Annotated in this window: 14 protein-coding genes; 10 read left to right on the forward strand and 4 right to left on the reverse strand. The window is 28.5% G+C overall.

Annotation, left to right across the window (positions count from 1 at the left end; translation table 11 throughout):
• Positions 1–1,308, reverse strand: a complete 1,308-nt coding sequence (locus tag FHR24_RS01415) for an NAD(P)/FAD-dependent oxidoreductase (protein WP_167182787.1) — start codon at positions 1,306–1,308, stop codon at positions 1–3.
• An 80-nt stretch (positions 1,309–1,388) separates the two neighbouring features.
• Entirely contained in the window at positions 1,389–1,820 is a 432-nt protein-coding gene (gene rpiB / locus FHR24_RS01420) for a ribose 5-phosphate isomerase B (protein ID WP_167182790.1), read from the reverse strand.
• 881 nt (positions 1,821–2,701) lie between these two features.
• Here rpiB and FHR24_RS01425 point away from each other — a divergent pair.
• The 6 genes from FHR24_RS01425 (at position 2,702) to FHR24_RS01450 (ending at position 9,671) form a co-directional block, all read left to right on the forward strand.
• Entirely contained in the window at positions 2,702–4,144 is a 1,443-nt protein-coding gene (locus FHR24_RS01425; RefSeq protein ID WP_167182793.1) for an FG-GAP repeat protein, read from the forward strand.
• 155 nt (positions 4,145–4,299) lie between these two features.
• Positions 4,300–6,519 carry a ribonuclease R gene (rnr, locus tag FHR24_RS01430; RefSeq protein ID WP_167182795.1) on the forward strand — a complete coding sequence of 740 codons (2,220 nt, stop codon included), beginning with the start codon at positions 4,300–4,302 and terminating at the stop codon, positions 6,517–6,519.
• Between the two features lie 47 nt (positions 6,520–6,566).
• Positions 6,567–7,235, forward strand: a complete 669-nt coding sequence (locus tag FHR24_RS01435) for a GIN domain-containing protein (protein WP_167182799.1) — start codon at positions 6,567–6,569, stop codon at positions 7,233–7,235.
• Positions 7,236–7,296: 61 nt separating this feature from the next.
• A complete protein-coding gene (locus tag FHR24_RS01440) occupies positions 7,297–7,494 on the forward strand; it encodes a Sec-independent protein translocase subunit TatA/TatB (RefSeq protein WP_167182803.1) in 198 nt (65 codons plus the stop codon).
• A 60-nt stretch (positions 7,495–7,554) separates the two neighbouring features.
• Complete coding sequence (locus FHR24_RS01445) at positions 7,555–8,130, forward strand: DUF975 family protein (RefSeq protein WP_167182805.1); 576 nt, start codon at positions 7,555–7,557, stop codon at positions 8,128–8,130.
• Between the two features lie 41 nt (positions 8,131–8,171).
• Entirely contained in the window at positions 8,172–9,671 is a 1,500-nt protein-coding gene (locus tag FHR24_RS01450; RefSeq protein WP_167182807.1) for a DUF5723 family protein, read from the forward strand.
• Between the two features lie 21 nt (positions 9,672–9,692).
• On the opposite strand, the gene FHR24_RS01455 is transcribed toward FHR24_RS01450, so the two are convergent.
• Both FHR24_RS01455 and gltX read right to left on the reverse strand, forming a co-directional pair.
• Complete coding sequence (locus FHR24_RS01455; RefSeq protein ID WP_167182812.1) at positions 9,693–10,586, reverse strand: SPFH domain-containing protein; 894 nt, start codon at positions 10,584–10,586, stop codon at positions 9,693–9,695.
• 96 nt (positions 10,587–10,682) lie between these two features.
• Positions 10,683–12,197 (reverse strand): glutamate--tRNA ligase, encoded by a 1,515-nt coding sequence (gene gltX / locus FHR24_RS01460; protein WP_167182816.1) that lies wholly within the window; start codon positions 12,195–12,197, stop codon positions 10,683–10,685.
• 141 nt (positions 12,198–12,338) lie between these two features.
• Between gltX and ybeY the strand changes: the two genes are divergently transcribed.
• The 4 genes from ybeY to FHR24_RS01480 all read left to right on the forward strand — a co-directional run bounded on the left by ybeY (position 12,339) and on the right by FHR24_RS01480 (position 16,428).
• On the forward strand, positions 12,339–12,752 hold the full coding sequence (gene ybeY / locus FHR24_RS01465) for an rRNA maturation RNase YbeY (RefSeq protein WP_167182832.1): 414 nt from the start codon (positions 12,339–12,341) through the stop codon (positions 12,750–12,752).
• Between the two features lie 73 nt (positions 12,753–12,825).
• Positions 12,826–14,703, forward strand: a complete 1,878-nt coding sequence (gene mnmG, locus FHR24_RS01470; RefSeq protein ID WP_167182835.1) for a tRNA uridine-5-carboxymethylaminomethyl(34) synthesis enzyme MnmG — start codon at positions 12,826–12,828, stop codon at positions 14,701–14,703.
• A gap of 96 nt (positions 14,704–14,799) precedes the next feature.
• On the forward strand, positions 14,800–15,423 hold the full coding sequence (locus FHR24_RS01475; RefSeq protein ID WP_167182838.1) for a SanA/YdcF family protein: 624 nt from the start codon (positions 14,800–14,802) through the stop codon (positions 15,421–15,423).
• Positions 15,424–16,428: a class I SAM-dependent methyltransferase gene (locus FHR24_RS01480; protein WP_167182842.1), complete on the forward strand. Its 1,005-nt coding sequence runs from the start codon at positions 15,424–15,426 to the stop codon at positions 16,426–16,428. It abuts the gene before it with no gap.
• Positions 16,429–16,652: the final 224 nt, after the last annotated feature.

A 16,652-nucleotide genomic window follows, 5' to 3' on the forward strand; every position in this document is an offset into this window, starting at 1 on the left:
TTACAATTCTGCATTGGTTCTTACTCTACGTTTTGTTACACTAAATCGTCTAATAATAACTCTAGATCCTTTGTTGTAATTTGCGTAATTGTAAATCCAAGTAATTAGAATTACCAATCTATTTTTAAAACCTACTAAAGAAATTAAGTGAACTGCCATCCAAATAAGCCAAGCAAAAAATCCACCAAATTTTAGTTTGTTAATATCTGCAACGGCTTTGTTTCTACCAATAGTAGCCATAGAACCTTTGTCTTTGTAAACAAATGGTTTTAGATTGTGATTTCCTTTTAAAATTTTAGGAAAGTTTTTAGCCAAATTATGAGCTTGTTGTATAGCCGGTTGTGCTACTTGCGGATGTCCTCTTGGATAATCTTCAGAAATCATAAGCGCTACATCACCTAAAGCAAAAACATCTTTAAAACCTTTTATTTGATTAAATTCATTTACAAAATATCTTTTACTTCTAGGTTCAGAACATTCTTCATCAAAACCATTAATTCTGTTGGCAATAACTCCAGCAGACCAAATTAAAGTTCTGCTGGCAAATTCTTTACCGTCTTTAGTTTTTGCCAATTTACCATCGTATTCTGTAACTATGGTATTGGTATAAATTTGTACCCCTAATTCTTTTAAAAATTGAGTCGATTTTTTAGAAGCATTTTCACTCATAGGAGGTAAGACTCTACCAGCTCCTTCTAACAAATTAATTTGCATTAAACTAGTGTCTAAATCCGGATAATCCAATGGCAACACACTTTGTTTAAATTCTGCAATAGCACCAGCTAATTCAACCCCCGTAGGACCAGCACCTACAATTACAAAATTTAATAAAAACTTTTGAACCTCTACATCCGTTTCTACAGTTGCACGTTCAAAATTTTGTAAAATTAAACTACGTAAATTTAATGCCTGAGGAATGGTTTTCATAGGCATTGCGTGTTTTTTAATTTCTTTGTTTCCAAAGTAATTAGTCTTGGTTCCTGTATTGATGATTAAATAATCATAAGACAAGTCTCCAATGTCTGATTTTACAATTTTATTTTGAGTATCAATCTCTTTAACATCGGCCATTCTAAAATAAAAATTCTGTTGCTTTTTGATAAACATTCTTAACGGATACGCAATAGAATCTGACTCTATACCACTGGTAGATATTTGATACAATAAAGGTTGAAAAGCATGATAATTGTGTTTGTTAACCATTACCAATTGTATAGGCAACTTACGCAATTTTTTTACCAAATTAAGTCCTGCAAAACCACCACCAATAACTACTACTCTAGGTAAATCTACTTTAGGTATATTCATGTTTTAAAAAATTTATAGGGATATAAATAAAAAAACTGTATTGAAATTTCAATACAGTTTATAGTTAATTTATTTTTTATTTATGAGCAAGAAATTTTATCTACTCTATTTTGGTGACGACCTCCTTCAAAATCGGTAGCTAAAAAAGTTTCTACCATTTCTATAGCTTGTTCTATAGCTGTAAAACGAGCAGGAATACATAAAATATTAGCATTGTTATGTTGTCTTACTAAAGAAACTATTTCTTTTGTCCAACATAACCCAGCTCTTACATTTTGATATTTATTTGCAGTCATAGCAACACCATTTGCGCTACCACAAATTAAAATTCCAAAATCTACAGCTTTTGTATCTACTGCGTTTGCAACTTTATGAGCATGGTCTGGATAATCTACACTATCAAAAGTATCAGTTCCATAATTTACTACTTCAATACCTTTTTCTTCTAATAATTTTACGATAGCTAATTTATAAGCTGGTCCAGCGTGATCGTTTCCGATTGCTATTTTCATAACTGTTGTTTTATAATTTAAAACAAATTTACAAAAACAACCCTTATAAGGACTAACTTTAAATATACAAATAGCTATCTACAATTGTTTATATCCATACTTGATAAAATGCTAACAACTATACAATGTATTTTTAAATGAATTTTAAGGTAAATAATATCTTTGTATTTAGTTAAAATACTGACTGTAAACAATTCATAAAAAGATAGATTATTTTACAAAAACCAACTAACTATAAATCAATACATTACACTTTTATCATTTACTAAATATTTAATAATCAGTAAGTTTTATTATATAATTCACATTATAAACAGTTATTAACATACTAAATAATAAGTATTCGTAAAAACCTTTAAAATCAGCTAATTACAAAAACTAGTAAATTGTTGATAAACTGTGGTTAAATAAACGAAACTAAATTTTGTAATATGACATTAAAAAACAATACGTGACAGACCTAATACAAAGCAAATTTATTTAACACAAAGTTATAAACGGTTATTAACAATTTATCCACGGTTTATTAATAATCAACACTTAAAATTTTATACCTAAAAAAAGATAAAAGCAGGTTGTTAACAACTGTGAATAACTAACATTAATATGTTTATTTTAAACAAATTAAGAATCTAATAAGATGTTAATAAAGTAAATTTAATGTTAAATCAAAATTAAATTAAGTGGAGTTATTGTATAAATCAACACCTAATAATACCCTATCATTTGTTTTATAAATTTTAAAAAAGAAAAAATTAGATATTATATAGGTGTTGATAAGGTTTAAAATAAATTTTTAATCTATTTAAATTTCAGTTAACATAGGTTATAATGTACCTTTGCAAAAAATAAAACAAAAATAAAACAAAAATAAAACAAGAATGAAACAAAAACTACTCTTTGTATTAATGTTAATTACACAATCTTTTTTTGCACAATGGAATCAAGTAGGATCCGATATAGATAGTGATAAACAAGATAATTTTTTTGGAAAATCTATAGCTATAAATAATTTAGGAGATATTGTTGCTGTAGGTGCTACAGATGATGATGAATCATCTACTATTTTTAATAATGGTGTGGTAACTGTATATAAAAAAAATGAAGCCAATGAATGGATTCAATATGGAAATAAAATAATTGGAGAATCAGCTAATGATGAATCTAGTTATTCTTTAAGTATAAACGGAGCAGGAACTATTGTAGCTGTAGGAAGTATAAAGAATAATGATGCTGGTATTAATTCAGGTCATGTTAGAGTTTATGAATACAATGCTGGAACTTGGACTCAAATAGGTGCTGATTTAGATGGTTTATCTGGAGATTTTTCTGGAACTTCTGTTAGTTTAAATCAATCAGGAACTATTTTAGCTGTAGGAGCTCCTAAAAATTCTACAAATGCATTAGAATCTGGAGCTGTAAGAATTTATGAATATTCTTCAGGTAATTGGACTTTAAGTTCTGTTTTTTACGGACAAACAGCTGAAGATAACTTAGGATTTTCTGTTAGTTTAAATGGACAAGGAACTAAGTTGGTAGTAGGTGCTCCAGGTAATTCTACAAACGGAAATTTTGCAGGTTTGGTAAGAATTTATGAATATTCTTCTGGATCTTGGGCTTTACATTCAGATTTATACAATCAAACAGCTGAAGATTATTTTGGAGTTTCTGTTGATATGAATGAACTGGGAAATATAATTGTTATTGGAGCTAGCAAAAGTGATGGAGAAGCAGGTGTAGATACTGGACATACAAGTGTTTATCAATACAACTCAGGAGCATGGTCTAAAATAGGAAATAATATTCAAGGAGAAGGATCTCAAGATGAATCTGGTAGTGTAGTTAGTATAAATAGCAATGGTTCTATTATTGCTATTGGAGCCAAAAGAAATGGAGAGTCTGCTAGTAAGCATGGACATGTTAGAGTTTATAAAAATGAAAGCGGTACTTGGTTACAACAAGGGAATGATATTGATGGAGAAGCAAATTTTGATGAATCTGGAATTTCTATAGATCTAAATAATGAGGGATCGATAGTTGCTATTGGAGCTTCTTTAAATGATGGAGTAGGACCTAATAGTGGTCATGCAAGAATTTTTAAATATGAAGAAGTTCTGTTAACAAATTCAACTTCTGTTATAAATGGTTTAACTATTACGTTTGTAAATAATTCTTTTAAAAGTAATTTACCGAATATTAAACTTTTAATTAAAAATATTTTAGGCCAAGAATTACCAAATCATTCAATTCAATCTGGAGTTTATTTTGTACAAGCTCAAAACTCTACAGGTGCTATTCAATTGTTTAAATTGCTAGTTAAATAAATTATTTTAAATAAAAAATGTATATAAAAAAAACACAACCAAAATGGTTGTGTTTTTTGTTTTATAAAAGCTTCTTTATAAAAAATTAATTTTAGATAAACATTCGGTACTTCTATTTGCAGTACCTTTATCAACGATAAAATAAAGAGAGAAATATGCCAAGAGGTAAAAAGACAGGTATTTTTAAGAAAAAAGGAGGAGTTATTAAAGATCTTACTCGTAAGGTGTTTAAAGTATTAAACGAGAATAGTGGAAATCCTTTAAACTATAAACAAATTGCCGCTAAGTTACAATTAGAAGATCACGGTAGTAAACAACAACTATTGTTAAAATTGGAAGAGTTAAAAGCTCAAAAAAAAATAAAAGAAGAGGATAGAGGCAAGTTTGTGTTAGATGCTGAAAAAAATTATCACATAGGAACTTTAGACGTAACCAGTACTGGTAATGCTTACTTTATTTGTGATGATTTTGAAACTGATGCTTTCATCAATAAAAATAGCGTAAACGGAGGTTTAAACGGAGATACCGTTAAAGCTTATGTTTATAAACGCAAACAACGCAACAAATTAGAAGGTGAAGTTGTAGAAGTTTTAGAACGCAAAAAAACAGACTTTGTAGGAACCCTACAATTAAGTGCTCGTTTTGGTTTTGTGGTTGCTGATGATAGATCTATGAACAACGACATTTTTATTCCTAAAGATAAAATAGGGGAAGCTGTTGATGGAGACAAAGTAGTGGCAAGTATTACAGATTGGCCATCAGACTCTAAAAATCCTTACGGAACCATAACTAGAGTTTTAGGTAAAGCAGGTGAACACAATACAGAAATTCATGCCATTCTTGCAGATTATAATTTGCCTTATGAATTTCCTGAAGAGGTTGAAGCTGCAGCAGAACAATTAGATGTTACTATTACCGAAGAAGAAATAGCCAAACGTAGAGACATGAGAGATGTGTTAACATTTACCATAGATCCACGTGATGCTAAAGATTTTGATGATGCATTGTCTTTTCAAAAATTAGAAAATGGAAATTACGAAATAGGAATTCACATTGCAGATGTTTCTCATTATGTAGCCGAAGGTTCTATTTTAGACGATGAAGCTTATACCCGTGCAACTTCTGTTTATTTGGTAGATAGAGTAGTACCTATGTTGCCAGAAATGTTATCTAACGGAGTATGTTCTTTACGACCTGAAGAAGAAAAATTAACTTTTTCTGCTATTTTTGAATTGAATGATAAAGCAGAAATTAAAAAAGAATGGTACGGTAGAACGGTTACTTATTCTGACAAACGTTTTGCTTATGAAGAAGCTCAAGTTATAATAGAAAATGGAACTTTAGAAGAAGGTGAAATTCATACCATTCCTGCAGAAATATCTATTACTGATGAAGCTTATGATGTAGCTCCAGAAATTGCTGATGCAATTTTAAAAATGGATACTTTGGCTAAAATTATGCGTGGCAAACGTATGAAATCTGGTGCTTTGGCTTTTGATAAAGTTGAAACCAAATTTAATTTAGACGAGAATGCCAATCCAATAGGAGTGTTTTTTAAAGAATCTAGAGATGCTAATAAATTGATTGAAGAATTTATGTTATTAGCCAATAGAAAAGTGGCAGAATTTGTTGGAAAAACCAAATCTGGTCAACCTAAAAAAACATTTATATACAGAACTCACGATGAACCTAATACGGATAAGTTAGAAGCTTTAGGAAACTTGGTTCAAAAATTTGGATACGGAATAGATACTAGATCTAGAATGTCTACATCATCATCTTTAAATAAATTATTAAGTGATGTGCATGGAAAAGCAGAATCTAACATGATTGAGACCTTAACCATTCGTTCTATGAGTAAGGCAGAATATACGACTGAAAATATTGGGCATTACGGTTTGGCTTTTGATTATTACAGTCATTTTACATCGCCAATTCGTAGATATCCAGATGTAATGGCTCACAGGTTGTTACAACATTATTTAGACAAAGGTAAATCTGTATCTGCAGAAGAATACGAAGAAAAATGTGCACATTCATCAGAAATGGAAATGTTAGCCTCTAAAGCAGAAAGAGATTCTATTAAATACATGCAAATTAAATACATGCAAAACTTTACAGGAAAAGCTTTTAAAGGAGTAATTTCTGGAGTTACAGAGTGGGGTATTTATGTAGAAGTGATGGAAAACAAATGTGAAGGAATGGTAAGAACTAGAGATATTACTAGTGATCATTTTGTTTTTGATCAAGAAGAATATGCTTTGATAGGTAGAAAACACGGAGACGTTTATCGTTTGGGTGATGAAGTTTGGATTAAAGTTAAAAATGCCGATTTAGAACGTAAGCATTTAGATTTTTATTTGATAGAAGAGTAGTTAGGTATTAATTTTGATACTTCTTTTTGAATTGAATTTTATAAAAAATGAAAAAAATATTTTTAGCAATTCTATTGATTAGTCAATTTACTTTTGCTCAAGATTTGGTTAAAAATTTAAAACCTTTTAAAGCTATTACCATAAATAGTGCTATGGAGGTAGAGTTAATTTTAGCCAATGGTTTTAAAATTGAAGTTTTTGGAAACGATGTAGATAAATTATCTATTAGTGATAAAAACAAAGAATTAAAATTATCTACTTCTTTAAAAAAGAAATTTAAAAGCGATTTAAAAGTAAAAATATATTACAACAACGGTTTAAGGCATATAAAATTAGCCAATCAAGTTGTATTTACTTCTAAAGAACCTATAATTGAGAAATTTTTAGAAATAGAAGCAATTAACAATGTTAAAGCCGATTTAACGGTTCAAACTGATGATTTTATAGCTAACCTAGACTTAGGAAGTAATTTGCTTTTAAAAGGCTTTACAGAAAGCCAAAAAATTAAGGCTAAAAGTAAAAGTTTGTACGATGCTTTTAATTTTAAAAGTAAAAAAGCATTTGTAGAAGTTAAAGCTGCTCAAGCTGGAATTTATGTATCAGAATTTTTAGATGCAACAGCAAAATACAAAGGAGATGTAACGTATATGGGAACTCCTTTTTCTGTAAATGAAAAAACTTTTTTAGGAAATGTAATTCATAAAAAAGAAGAGTAATCTTCTGCATATTATTTATTATTAAAAAATGTATATTTGTAATTCTTAAAATACACAAGAAATGAACACTTTAAATATATCTTTAGGATTTGTAGGACCAGGACAATGGGTAATTATAGCAGTTATTGTATTGTTGTTATTTGGAGGTCGTAAAATTCCTGAATTAATGAGAGGCCTTGGAGGAGGAATCAAAGAGTTTAAAAAAGCAACTCAAGATGAAGAAGAAGATAATAAGAAAATAGATGACGATAAAAAATAATTTATTTCTTATTTTTAACAATATACCTATTCTGTAAAGAGTAGGTTTTTTTTTTACTTTATGAATATTATTCCTCTTATTAAAAAATCTATTTTAGATTTACGTGGCTATTTTGGTTTACTCTTATTAGCCTCTTTGCCTTTAAGTTTTTTACCTCTATTAATTCAACAAAATAAAATTTTAGGAATGTTATTGTTGTTAATTTTTTCTGGACCTTTAAAAGCAGGTTTGTCAAAAATTTCTTTAGCAATAGTTAAAAAACAAACGTTACAATTTTCTTTTTTGTTAGAAGGTTTTACTTATTTTAAAAATTCTTTAGGAGTATTTTTACTTTCATTAGTTTTTATCATAGGAGGATTGTTTCTATTAATTATTCCAGGAATAATTATAGGAATATGGTTATCTCAATCTTATTTTATATTGTCAGAAAACCCAACAATGGAACCTATGGAAGTATTTAAAAAAAGCAAAGAATTGATAAAAGGAAATGAAATTCAGTTCTTTTTAATTATGTTATTTTTCACTTCAATATCTTTATTATTAATTTTAAGTAAATTAACGTTAGTTAGTTTGTTAATTGTTCCTTTACAATATGTAACCTTATCTAATTTTTATCAATTTTTAAAACATAAATAAGAAAAATTATTATAGCTTTAGTGCACCCCGTTTGTACTACTATGCTTAAAAAAATATACCCCCTAGTTTTTTTTATTTCTCTTTATTCCTATGCTCAAACATCTGTAAATTTTACAGATAATTTTTCTGGAATAGAAAGTGTATTATATAATCCTGCTAATATTGCCGATTCATTTTATAAAGTTGATATAAATATTTTATCATCAAGTACCACAACAGGTAATACCTATTCTACCGTTAAGCCTTTAACTATTCTAAAAGACAATAAATTTGGTTTAAATGATTTAGATGTATTTAAAAAAATATCTTCTCTAGATGCTACGATAGATACTATTTTTAAAATTTCCAAATTAAAAGATCTTGATAGTTATGTTTCTAAAAAAGAATTTTCTGAAGATTCTAATTTTTATGGAAATTCTACTATACTAGGACCTTCTTTTTTATGGACTGTTAACAATTACAATACAGTTGGTTTTACTACTGCAATTCGTTTTAACGGTTATGCTTATAACTTTAATAGTGAATTGTATAATCAGTTCACAGAAAAAACATATTTAAACAATCCAAAAAAATTGTTAGATAACAATTTTGGAAACTTAACCGGATATGGTCAAGCGTTTGCTTGGTATGAAGTTGGTTTTACTTACGCAGGTGTTCCTATCCATACTCCAACAGAATTTTTTAAAGTAGGGGTTAGCCTTAAATTTTTAAGGGGAATTAAAACGTATTCTTTTTTATTAAATGATTTTACGTCTAATTTTTCTTTAAATGAAGATGTTCCCGAAGACAGTGTTTTAGATTTTAATGGATCTGTTTCCGTTAGTTCATCTGATACAGGTGCTAATTACGGTCAAGGTTTAGATATTGGTATTGTGTATGAAAAACGAAATAAAACTTTACCTATAAATAATATAGATAAACACGGTAATATTTATTACAGCAAAGCACCTTATTCTTTTAAAATTTCAGCTTCTATTACTGATATTGGATTTATAAGTTTTAACAATATCAAAACTCAAACAAATAATGTTGATTTAAATTTAGCCAATAGTAATTTTGCTATCTCTGATTATTTATCAATAGGTTCTAATAAAAACCAAAAAGAAACCTATTTATTACCTACTACAGGTCATCTTAATTTTGATTATAATTTAAATAATCATTGGTATTTAAACACTAATTTAGATGTATATCTTTTTTCTAAAGATAGAATAAATGCCATGAAAACAGTTTCTAATATTAGTTTTACTCCACGTTATGAATCTCAACACATTTCAGCTTTTTTACCATTAAGTATAAATAATTTTGGAATTTACAAAGCTGGGTTTGGAATTAAAACTGGTTTATTTTATGCTGGAAGTTCATCTGTATTAACTAATTTAACAAACCTATCTAAAGAAGGTGATTTTTTTATAGGTTTAAAAATACCTATATACAATTCTAAAGTTGTTAGTGAGTATAAAAAGGGAATTAGAAAATATTCTCTATTAAAAATAATAGAAAATATAGATGAAGAAGAAAACACAGATTCTGAACTATAATCTGTGTTTTCTTTTTTATTTTTATGAATTACTTTTCATTTTATCTGCAGCAACCAAACTTGTTACCATGTCGTTTAGCATACTACTTGCAGCATTAGGATTGTTTGGTAGCAATATTAAATTACTCTTGCTATCAGATCCTATAGATTGTAACGTATCGTAATGTTGTGTAATTACAATTAAAGCAGAAGCTTCTTGACTATTAATACCTGCTTTGTTTAATACATCTACAGATTCTTCTAAACCACGAGCAATTTCTCTACGTTGATCTGCAATTCCTTGTCCTTGTAAACGTTTACTTTCTGCTTCTCCACGTGCTCTTTCTACAATTGCAATACGTTGTGCATCTCCTTCAAATTGAGCTGCAATTTTTTCTCTTTCTGCTGCATTAATTCTGTTCATGGCTGCTTTTACTTGTGCATCTGGATCTATGTCAGTAACTAATGCTTTTACAATGTCGTATCCGTAGTTTAACATCGCTTCTTTTAATTCTCTTTGTATTGCTAAGGCAATATCATCTTTTTTCTCAAAAACATCATCTAGCTTCATCTTAGGAACTTCTGCACGTACTACATCAAAAATATATGCTGTAATTTGATCATGAGGATTTTGTAATTTATAAAAAGCATCTTCTACCTTTTCTCTTAAAATTTGAAATTGCACAGATATTTTCATTTGTACAAACACATCATCTTTTGTTTTGGTTTCTACCAATACATCTAATTGCTGAATTTTTAAACTTACTCTTCCTGCAATTTTATCAATAAAAGGAATTTTAAAATTAAGTCCGGCTTGTCTTGTTCCTACAAATTTTCCAAATCTTTCTACAATTGCTGTTGTTTGTTGTTGTACGGTAAAAATACCTAGTACTAGTGTTACTACTATAAATGCAATAATAAAATAGGATGCTGTCATAATGAATGTTTTTGTTTTAAAGATACTATTTTTTAACACAAAAAGTCCTGAGTTTTAACTCAGGACTTTCTAAATTTTAATATTTTAAGAAAATAATTATCCTAATTTTTGAATAGCATTTTCTATTCTTTTTATAGCATTTTCTTTTCCAATCATTTCTATAATTTCAAATAAATCTGGACCTTTCATTGCACCTACTATACTTAAACGTAAAGGCTGTAAAACTTTTCCAAAACCTAATTCATTTGCTGTAATATATTCTTTTACTTTTCCTTCAATGTTTTTACTATTAAATTCTGTTACGTTTTTAATAGTTTCTAATACTGCTGTCATAATAGCAGAAGTATCTTCTTTCCATTGTTTTCTGGCTGTTTTTTCATCATAACTTGTAGGGTTTACAAAATAATAATCAGACAATTCCCATAGATCTTTCGTAAAAGTTGCTCTTTCTCTTACAGATGTTATTACTTTATAAATGTAATCATCATCATAATCAGATATTAAATCTTTGTTTAATATTTTAAATTCAATTACAATTTTTGATACATCTGTAGACATCATGTATTGTTGATTGAACCATTTTGTTTTATCAATACTAAATTTTGCTCCAGATTTTGATACACGTTCTATGCTAAATTCTTTACACAATTCTTCTAAAGAAAAAAGTTCTTGCTCCGTTCCAGGATTCCACCCTAACAAAGCCAACATATTTATAAAAGCATCATTAAAATAACCTTCTTCTTTATAACCAGTAGAAACTTCGTTTGTCTCTTTATTTATATAATCTAAAGGAAAAACAGGAAATCCTAATTTATCACCATCACGTTTGCTTAATTTTCCTTTACCAACAGGTTTTAAAATTAAGGGTAAGTGAGCAAATTTTGGAGCAATCCATCCAAAGGCTTCATATAATAAACTATGTAATGGTAAAGATGGTAACCATTCTTCACCACGAATTACATGGCTAATTTCCATTAAATGATCGTCTACAATATTTGCCAAATGGTAGGTAGGCATTCCGTCAGATTTAAATAAAATTTTATCATCTAATGTATTTGTATCAATGGTTATTTCACCACGAATCATATCATCTAAAATTAGTTTTTGATCTTTTGGTGTTTTAAAACGGATGACATATTTTTCACCAGCAGTCAATTTGTTTTCAACTTCTTCTTTAGATAAGTTGATAGAATTATTTAATGTTTCACGTGAAACATTGTTGTATACAAATACGGTTTTATTAGCTTCAGCTTGATTGCGTATATCAGTCAATTCTTCAGCAGTATCAAAAGCATAATAAGCTTGGTTACTTGCAACCAAAGCATCCGCATATTTTTTATAAATATCTTTCCTTTCGGATTGACGATAAGGACCAAATTTTTCATTCTTACCAGGACCTTCATCAAAAGGAATTCCACACCATTCTAAAGATTCAGTAATATAGTTTTCTGCATTTGCAACGTATCTAGTTTGATCGGTATCTTCTATTCTTAATACAAACGTTCCGTTGTGTTTTTTAGCAAATAAGTAGTTAAACAATGCTGTTCTTACTCCTCCAATATGTAAAGGACCTGTAGGGCTTGGTGCAAATCTTACACGTACATTTTCCATGGTTACTTTTTTAGAATTTTATATTTGTTTTAATTGCTTGCAAATATACTTTATCTACCCATTAATATGATTGATATACTTTAATTTATTGTCTTTCAATGTACCAAGTTATTTAGTACCTTTGCAAATCAAATTTTTACAATGATAGATTTTACTTACGAAGCTGATTTTGAATTGGTTAATACAAAGCAACATGTAGAGTGGATACAAAATGCTTTATTAGAAGAGGGTTTTGAAGAGGGAGATATTAATTATATTTTTTGTGATGATGAATATCTTCATAAATTGAATGTAGAATTTTTAAAACATGATACTTTAACAGATATAATTAGTTTTGATTATACGATGGGTAAATTAATTTCTGGTGATATTTTTATATCTGTAGAGCGTGTTTTTGATAATGCAAAAGATTTAGGTATTGAGTTTAGTGAAGAAATTAATCGTGTTATGATTCACGGTATTTTACATTATTGTGGTTATAAAGATAAACAAGAAGACGATGTAAAATTGATGCGTAGCAAAGAAGAATATTATATATCTAAAATTGCTAAATAGTTCCACGTGGAACAAATATAAAAAGATAAATAAGATTGAATTTTGATTCGGTTTTTTAATAGAAAATAAATATATGAGTTTATTTACGGATACTTACGATGTAATTGTTGTTGGAGCAGGTCATGCTGGTTCTGAAGCTGCGGCAGCTTCTGCTAACATGGGTGCTAAAACTTTGTTGGTAACTATGAGTTTACAAAACATTGCTCAAATGAGTTGTAATCCTGCTATGGGTGGAATTGCAAAAGGACAAATTGTTAGGGAGATAGATGCATTAGGTGGATATAGCGGAATTGTTACTGATAAAACAGCTATACAGTTTAAAATGTTAAATAAGTCTAAAGGTCCTGCAATGTGGAGTCCAAGAGCACAATCTGATAGAATGCGTTTTGCGGAGGAATGGAGAAATATGTTAGAGCAGACAGATAATTTAGATTTTTATCAAGATATGATCAAGGGTTTGATTATTGAAGATGGAGAAATTAAAGGTGTAAAAACAGGATTGGGTTTTGAAATTAAAGCAAAATCTGTAATTATTACTGCGGGTACTTTTTTAAATGGATTGATTCATATTGGTGAAAAATCTTTTGGAGGAGGTAGGTCTGGTGAAAGTGCTTCTACAGGAATAACCGAAGATTTGGTAAAAGTTGGTTTTGAGGCTGGAAGAATGAAAACAGGAACACCACCAAGAGTAGATGCTAGATCTTTAGATTTTTCTAAAATGATAGAACAACCTGGTGATGAAAATCCTGAGAAATTTTCTTATTTAGAATCTACCAAACCTTTAGTGGAGCAACGTTCTTGTTATATGAGTTATACTTCTCAAGAAGTGCATGATTTGTTGCGTACCGGTTTTGATAGATCTCCTATGTTTAATGGTAGAATTCAATCTACTGGACCTCGTTATTGTCCATCTATAGAAGATAAAATTGATCGTTTTGCAACAAAAGATAGACATCAAATTTTTGTAGAACCAGAAGGTTGGAAAACAGTTGAAATTTATGTGAATGGATTTTCTACTTCTTTACCAGAAGATGTTCAAGATAAAGCACTTCGTAAAGTTGCTGGTTTTGAGAATGTAAAATTCTTAAGATATGGATATGCAATAGAGTATGATTTCTTTCCACCAACTCAATTAACACATTCTTTAGAGACTAAGTTGGTAAAGAATTTGTTTTTTGCTGGACAAATTAATGGTACTACTGGTTACGAAGAAGCAGGAGCACAAGGTTTAATGGCAGGAATAAATGCTGCTTTAAAAGTTCAAAAGAGACCTCCTTTTATTTTAAAAAGAGATGAAGCTTATATTGGTGTTTTGATTGATGATTTGATAACGAAAGGTACAGAAGAACCTTATAGGATGTTTACTTCTAGAGCAGAATATAGAACTTTATTACGTCAAGATAATGCAGATATTCGATTAACTCCATTGTCTAACGCAATTGGTTTGGCTTCTGATGATCGTTTAGAAAGAGTAAAAGAAAAAGTATTAAAATCTGATTTATTGGTTCAGTTTTTACACGATACAAGTATAAAACCGGAAGCTGCTAATCCTATTTTAGAAGCTAAAGGATCGGCAATAATCAATCAATCTGTTAAAATGTTTAAGGTAGCTTCTCGCCCTCAAATAGATTTTAAAGACGTGATTACTTTTCCTGGAGTATCAGAATTTGTAGCGCAAAATAATATTAATGCAGATGCTCTAGAGCAGGCAGAAGTAAAGGTTAAATATGCAGGTTATATAGAAAAAGAAAAGAACAATGCAGATAAGTTACAGCGTTTAGAAAATATATCTATCCCTAAAACTTTTGATTATTATAAAGTTAAATCATTATCTACAGAAGCTCAACAAAAACTAACTAAAATACAACCTGTAACTATTTCTCAAGCGAGTAGAATTAGTGGTGTTTCACCATCTGATGTTTCAGTTTTATTGGTTTATATGGGAAGATAATATATAAAGTTCCACGTGGAACAAATAGATAATTAAAACCAATATTTTTATAATAAAATATTGGTTTTTTTGTTTCTTTAGTATGAATTATTTAAGATGAAAAGAAAACTTATATTTTTAGCCATTGTTATAATTACATCTGTTTTTTTACCTAATTACATTGTTAATATAAAAACAGAAAATGAGGTTTATAATGATGTGAATATAATTCCAAAAAACAAAGTTGGACTTGTATTAGGTACTTCTAAGTGGAGTAAAGGAGGGGGTGTTAATTTGTTTTTTAAATATAGAATAGATGCTACTGTAGAACTTTATAAAAAAGATAAAATAGATTTTGTTTTGGTTAGTGGAGATAATGCATTAATGGAATATAATGAACCAATTTTTTTTAAAAATGAATTGGTAAAAAGAGGAATACCTGCAGATAAAATCTATTTAGATTTTGCAGGATTTAGAACTTTAGATTCTGTTATAAGAGCTAATAAAGTTTTTGGACAAACATCCTACACTGTAATTTCTCAAGAATTTCATAACAAAAGAGCTATCTTTATAGCTTCATTAAATAACATAGATGCAATAGGATATAATGCAAAAGACGTAAGTAATGATTATGGTTTTAAAGTATATTTGCGTGAGTATTTAGCAAGAACTAAAGTTTTTGTTGATGTGTTGTTTAATGTAAAACCTAAATTTTTAGGACCTAAAATTGAAATAAAATAAATGGCATTAGAAACTTATATAAAAACTAAAGATTTTTCTGTTTCAAAAGAAAATTTTGATTTATTATTAGATGATAGAATTGATTTGTTAATAACAAACCCAAGGCCTGAAAAAGAAAAACTAGGGAAATACTACGAAACTGAAAACTATATTTCTCATACAGATCGTATAAAATCGGTAACAGAAATTGTATATAGTTTGGTTAAAAAATATACATTAAATAAGAAGTTACAACTATTAAACTCTTTTACTACTAAAGAAAAAAAACTTTTAGATATTGGTTGTGGTACCGGAGATTTTTTAAATGTTTGTCAAAAAGAAGGATGGAAAGTAACCGGAATTGAACCTAGTGAGAAAGCAAGACAAAAAGGTTTAGAAAAATTAGATAAAGGAACTTATATTTATTCAGATGTGCATGCTTTTTTTGAAGAAGACTTTGCTGGTGAAGAAAAAGATTTGGATTACAAACAAAGTTATAAGCAAACAAAACTATATCATCATTCTGAACATGAAACTAAAAATGTTGAAAAAGAAATTTTAAAATTTGAGGAATCTTATACTCCAGAAAATAAACCTTATCAATTTGATGTAATAACCTTATGGCATGTTTTAGAGCATGTACATGATTTGGATATGTATATTTATAGATTAAAACAATTGTTAAAACCAGATGGGGTATTGGTAATTGCAGTTCCTAATTATAAAAGTTACGATGCAGAAATTTATAAAGAACATTGGGCTGCTTTTGATGTACCAAGACATTTGTGGCATTTTTCTCAAACTGCTATTCATAGATTGTTTGCAACCGAATTAATGAAAGTGGTAAAAACTATTCCTATGAAATTTGATGCCTTTTATGTTTCTTTATTAAGTGAAGAATATAAATATGGAAAAAAGAATTTTATAAAAGCTGTAATTAACGGAATGAAGTCAAATAAAGAAGCAAAACGAACAGGAGAATATTCTTCTCTAATATATATATTAAAAAACATGAAAAAAGAATAATAAAGACTTTTAAGCGTTTATTAAAAATATATAAATAAAAACCCTTATTAAAAATAAAACCCCTCTTAAAATTGTTTTAAGAGGGGTTTTATTTTATGATACAATCTATTGTGAAAATAAAAATAATCAATTTTTCTTATAGTAGATAAAAAGCGATCGAAGAAGTATATACTATATTAAAACCATGTTATTTTTTAGAATTACTATTTCTTAAAATAAATAAA

Origin of the sequence: Wenyingzhuangia heitensis (assembly GCF_011762155.1) — a bacterium.
Lineage (GTDB): Bacteria > Bacteroidota > Bacteroidia > Flavobacteriales > Flavobacteriaceae > Wenyingzhuangia > Wenyingzhuangia heitensis.

What these genes read in the sequence shown, in the direction of transcription:
- FHR24_RS01415 (WP_167182787.1), bottom strand. Translation starts at nt 1,308, where the DNA reads ATGAATATACCTAAAGTAGATTTACCTAGAGTAGTAGTTATTGGTGGT.
- rpiB (WP_167182790.1), bottom strand. Translation starts at nt 1,820, where the DNA reads ATGAAAATAGCAATCGGAAACGATCACGCTGGACCAGCTTATAAATTA.
- FHR24_RS01425 (WP_167182793.1), top strand. Translation starts at nt 2,702, where the DNA reads ATGAAACAAAAACTACTCTTTGTATTAATGTTAATTACACAATCTTTT.
- rnr (WP_167182795.1), top strand. Translation starts at nt 4,300, where the DNA reads ATGCCAAGAGGTAAAAAGACAGGTATTTTTAAGAAAAAAGGAGGAGTT.
- FHR24_RS01435 (WP_167182799.1), top strand. Translation starts at nt 6,567, where the DNA reads ATGAAAAAAATATTTTTAGCAATTCTATTGATTAGTCAATTTACTTTT.
- FHR24_RS01440 (WP_167182803.1), top strand. Translation starts at nt 7,297, where the DNA reads ATGAACACTTTAAATATATCTTTAGGATTTGTAGGACCAGGACAATGG.
- FHR24_RS01445 (WP_167182805.1), top strand. Translation starts at nt 7,555, where the DNA reads ATGAATATTATTCCTCTTATTAAAAAATCTATTTTAGATTTACGTGGC.
- FHR24_RS01450 (WP_167182807.1), top strand. Translation starts at nt 8,172, where the DNA reads ATGCTTAAAAAAATATACCCCCTAGTTTTTTTTATTTCTCTTTATTCC.
- FHR24_RS01455 (WP_167182812.1), bottom strand. Translation starts at nt 10,586, where the DNA reads ATGACAGCATCCTATTTTATTATTGCATTTATAGTAGTAACACTAGTA.
- gltX (WP_167182816.1), bottom strand. Translation starts at nt 12,197, where the DNA reads ATGGAAAATGTACGTGTAAGATTTGCACCAAGCCCTACAGGTCCTTTA.
- ybeY (WP_167182832.1), top strand. Translation starts at nt 12,339, where the DNA reads ATGATAGATTTTACTTACGAAGCTGATTTTGAATTGGTTAATACAAAG.
- mnmG (WP_167182835.1), top strand. Translation starts at nt 12,826, where the DNA reads ATGAGTTTATTTACGGATACTTACGATGTAATTGTTGTTGGAGCAGGT.
- FHR24_RS01475 (WP_167182838.1), top strand. Translation starts at nt 14,800, where the DNA reads ATGAAAAGAAAACTTATATTTTTAGCCATTGTTATAATTACATCTGTT.
- FHR24_RS01480 (WP_167182842.1), top strand. Translation starts at nt 15,424, where the DNA reads ATGGCATTAGAAACTTATATAAAAACTAAAGATTTTTCTGTTTCAAAA.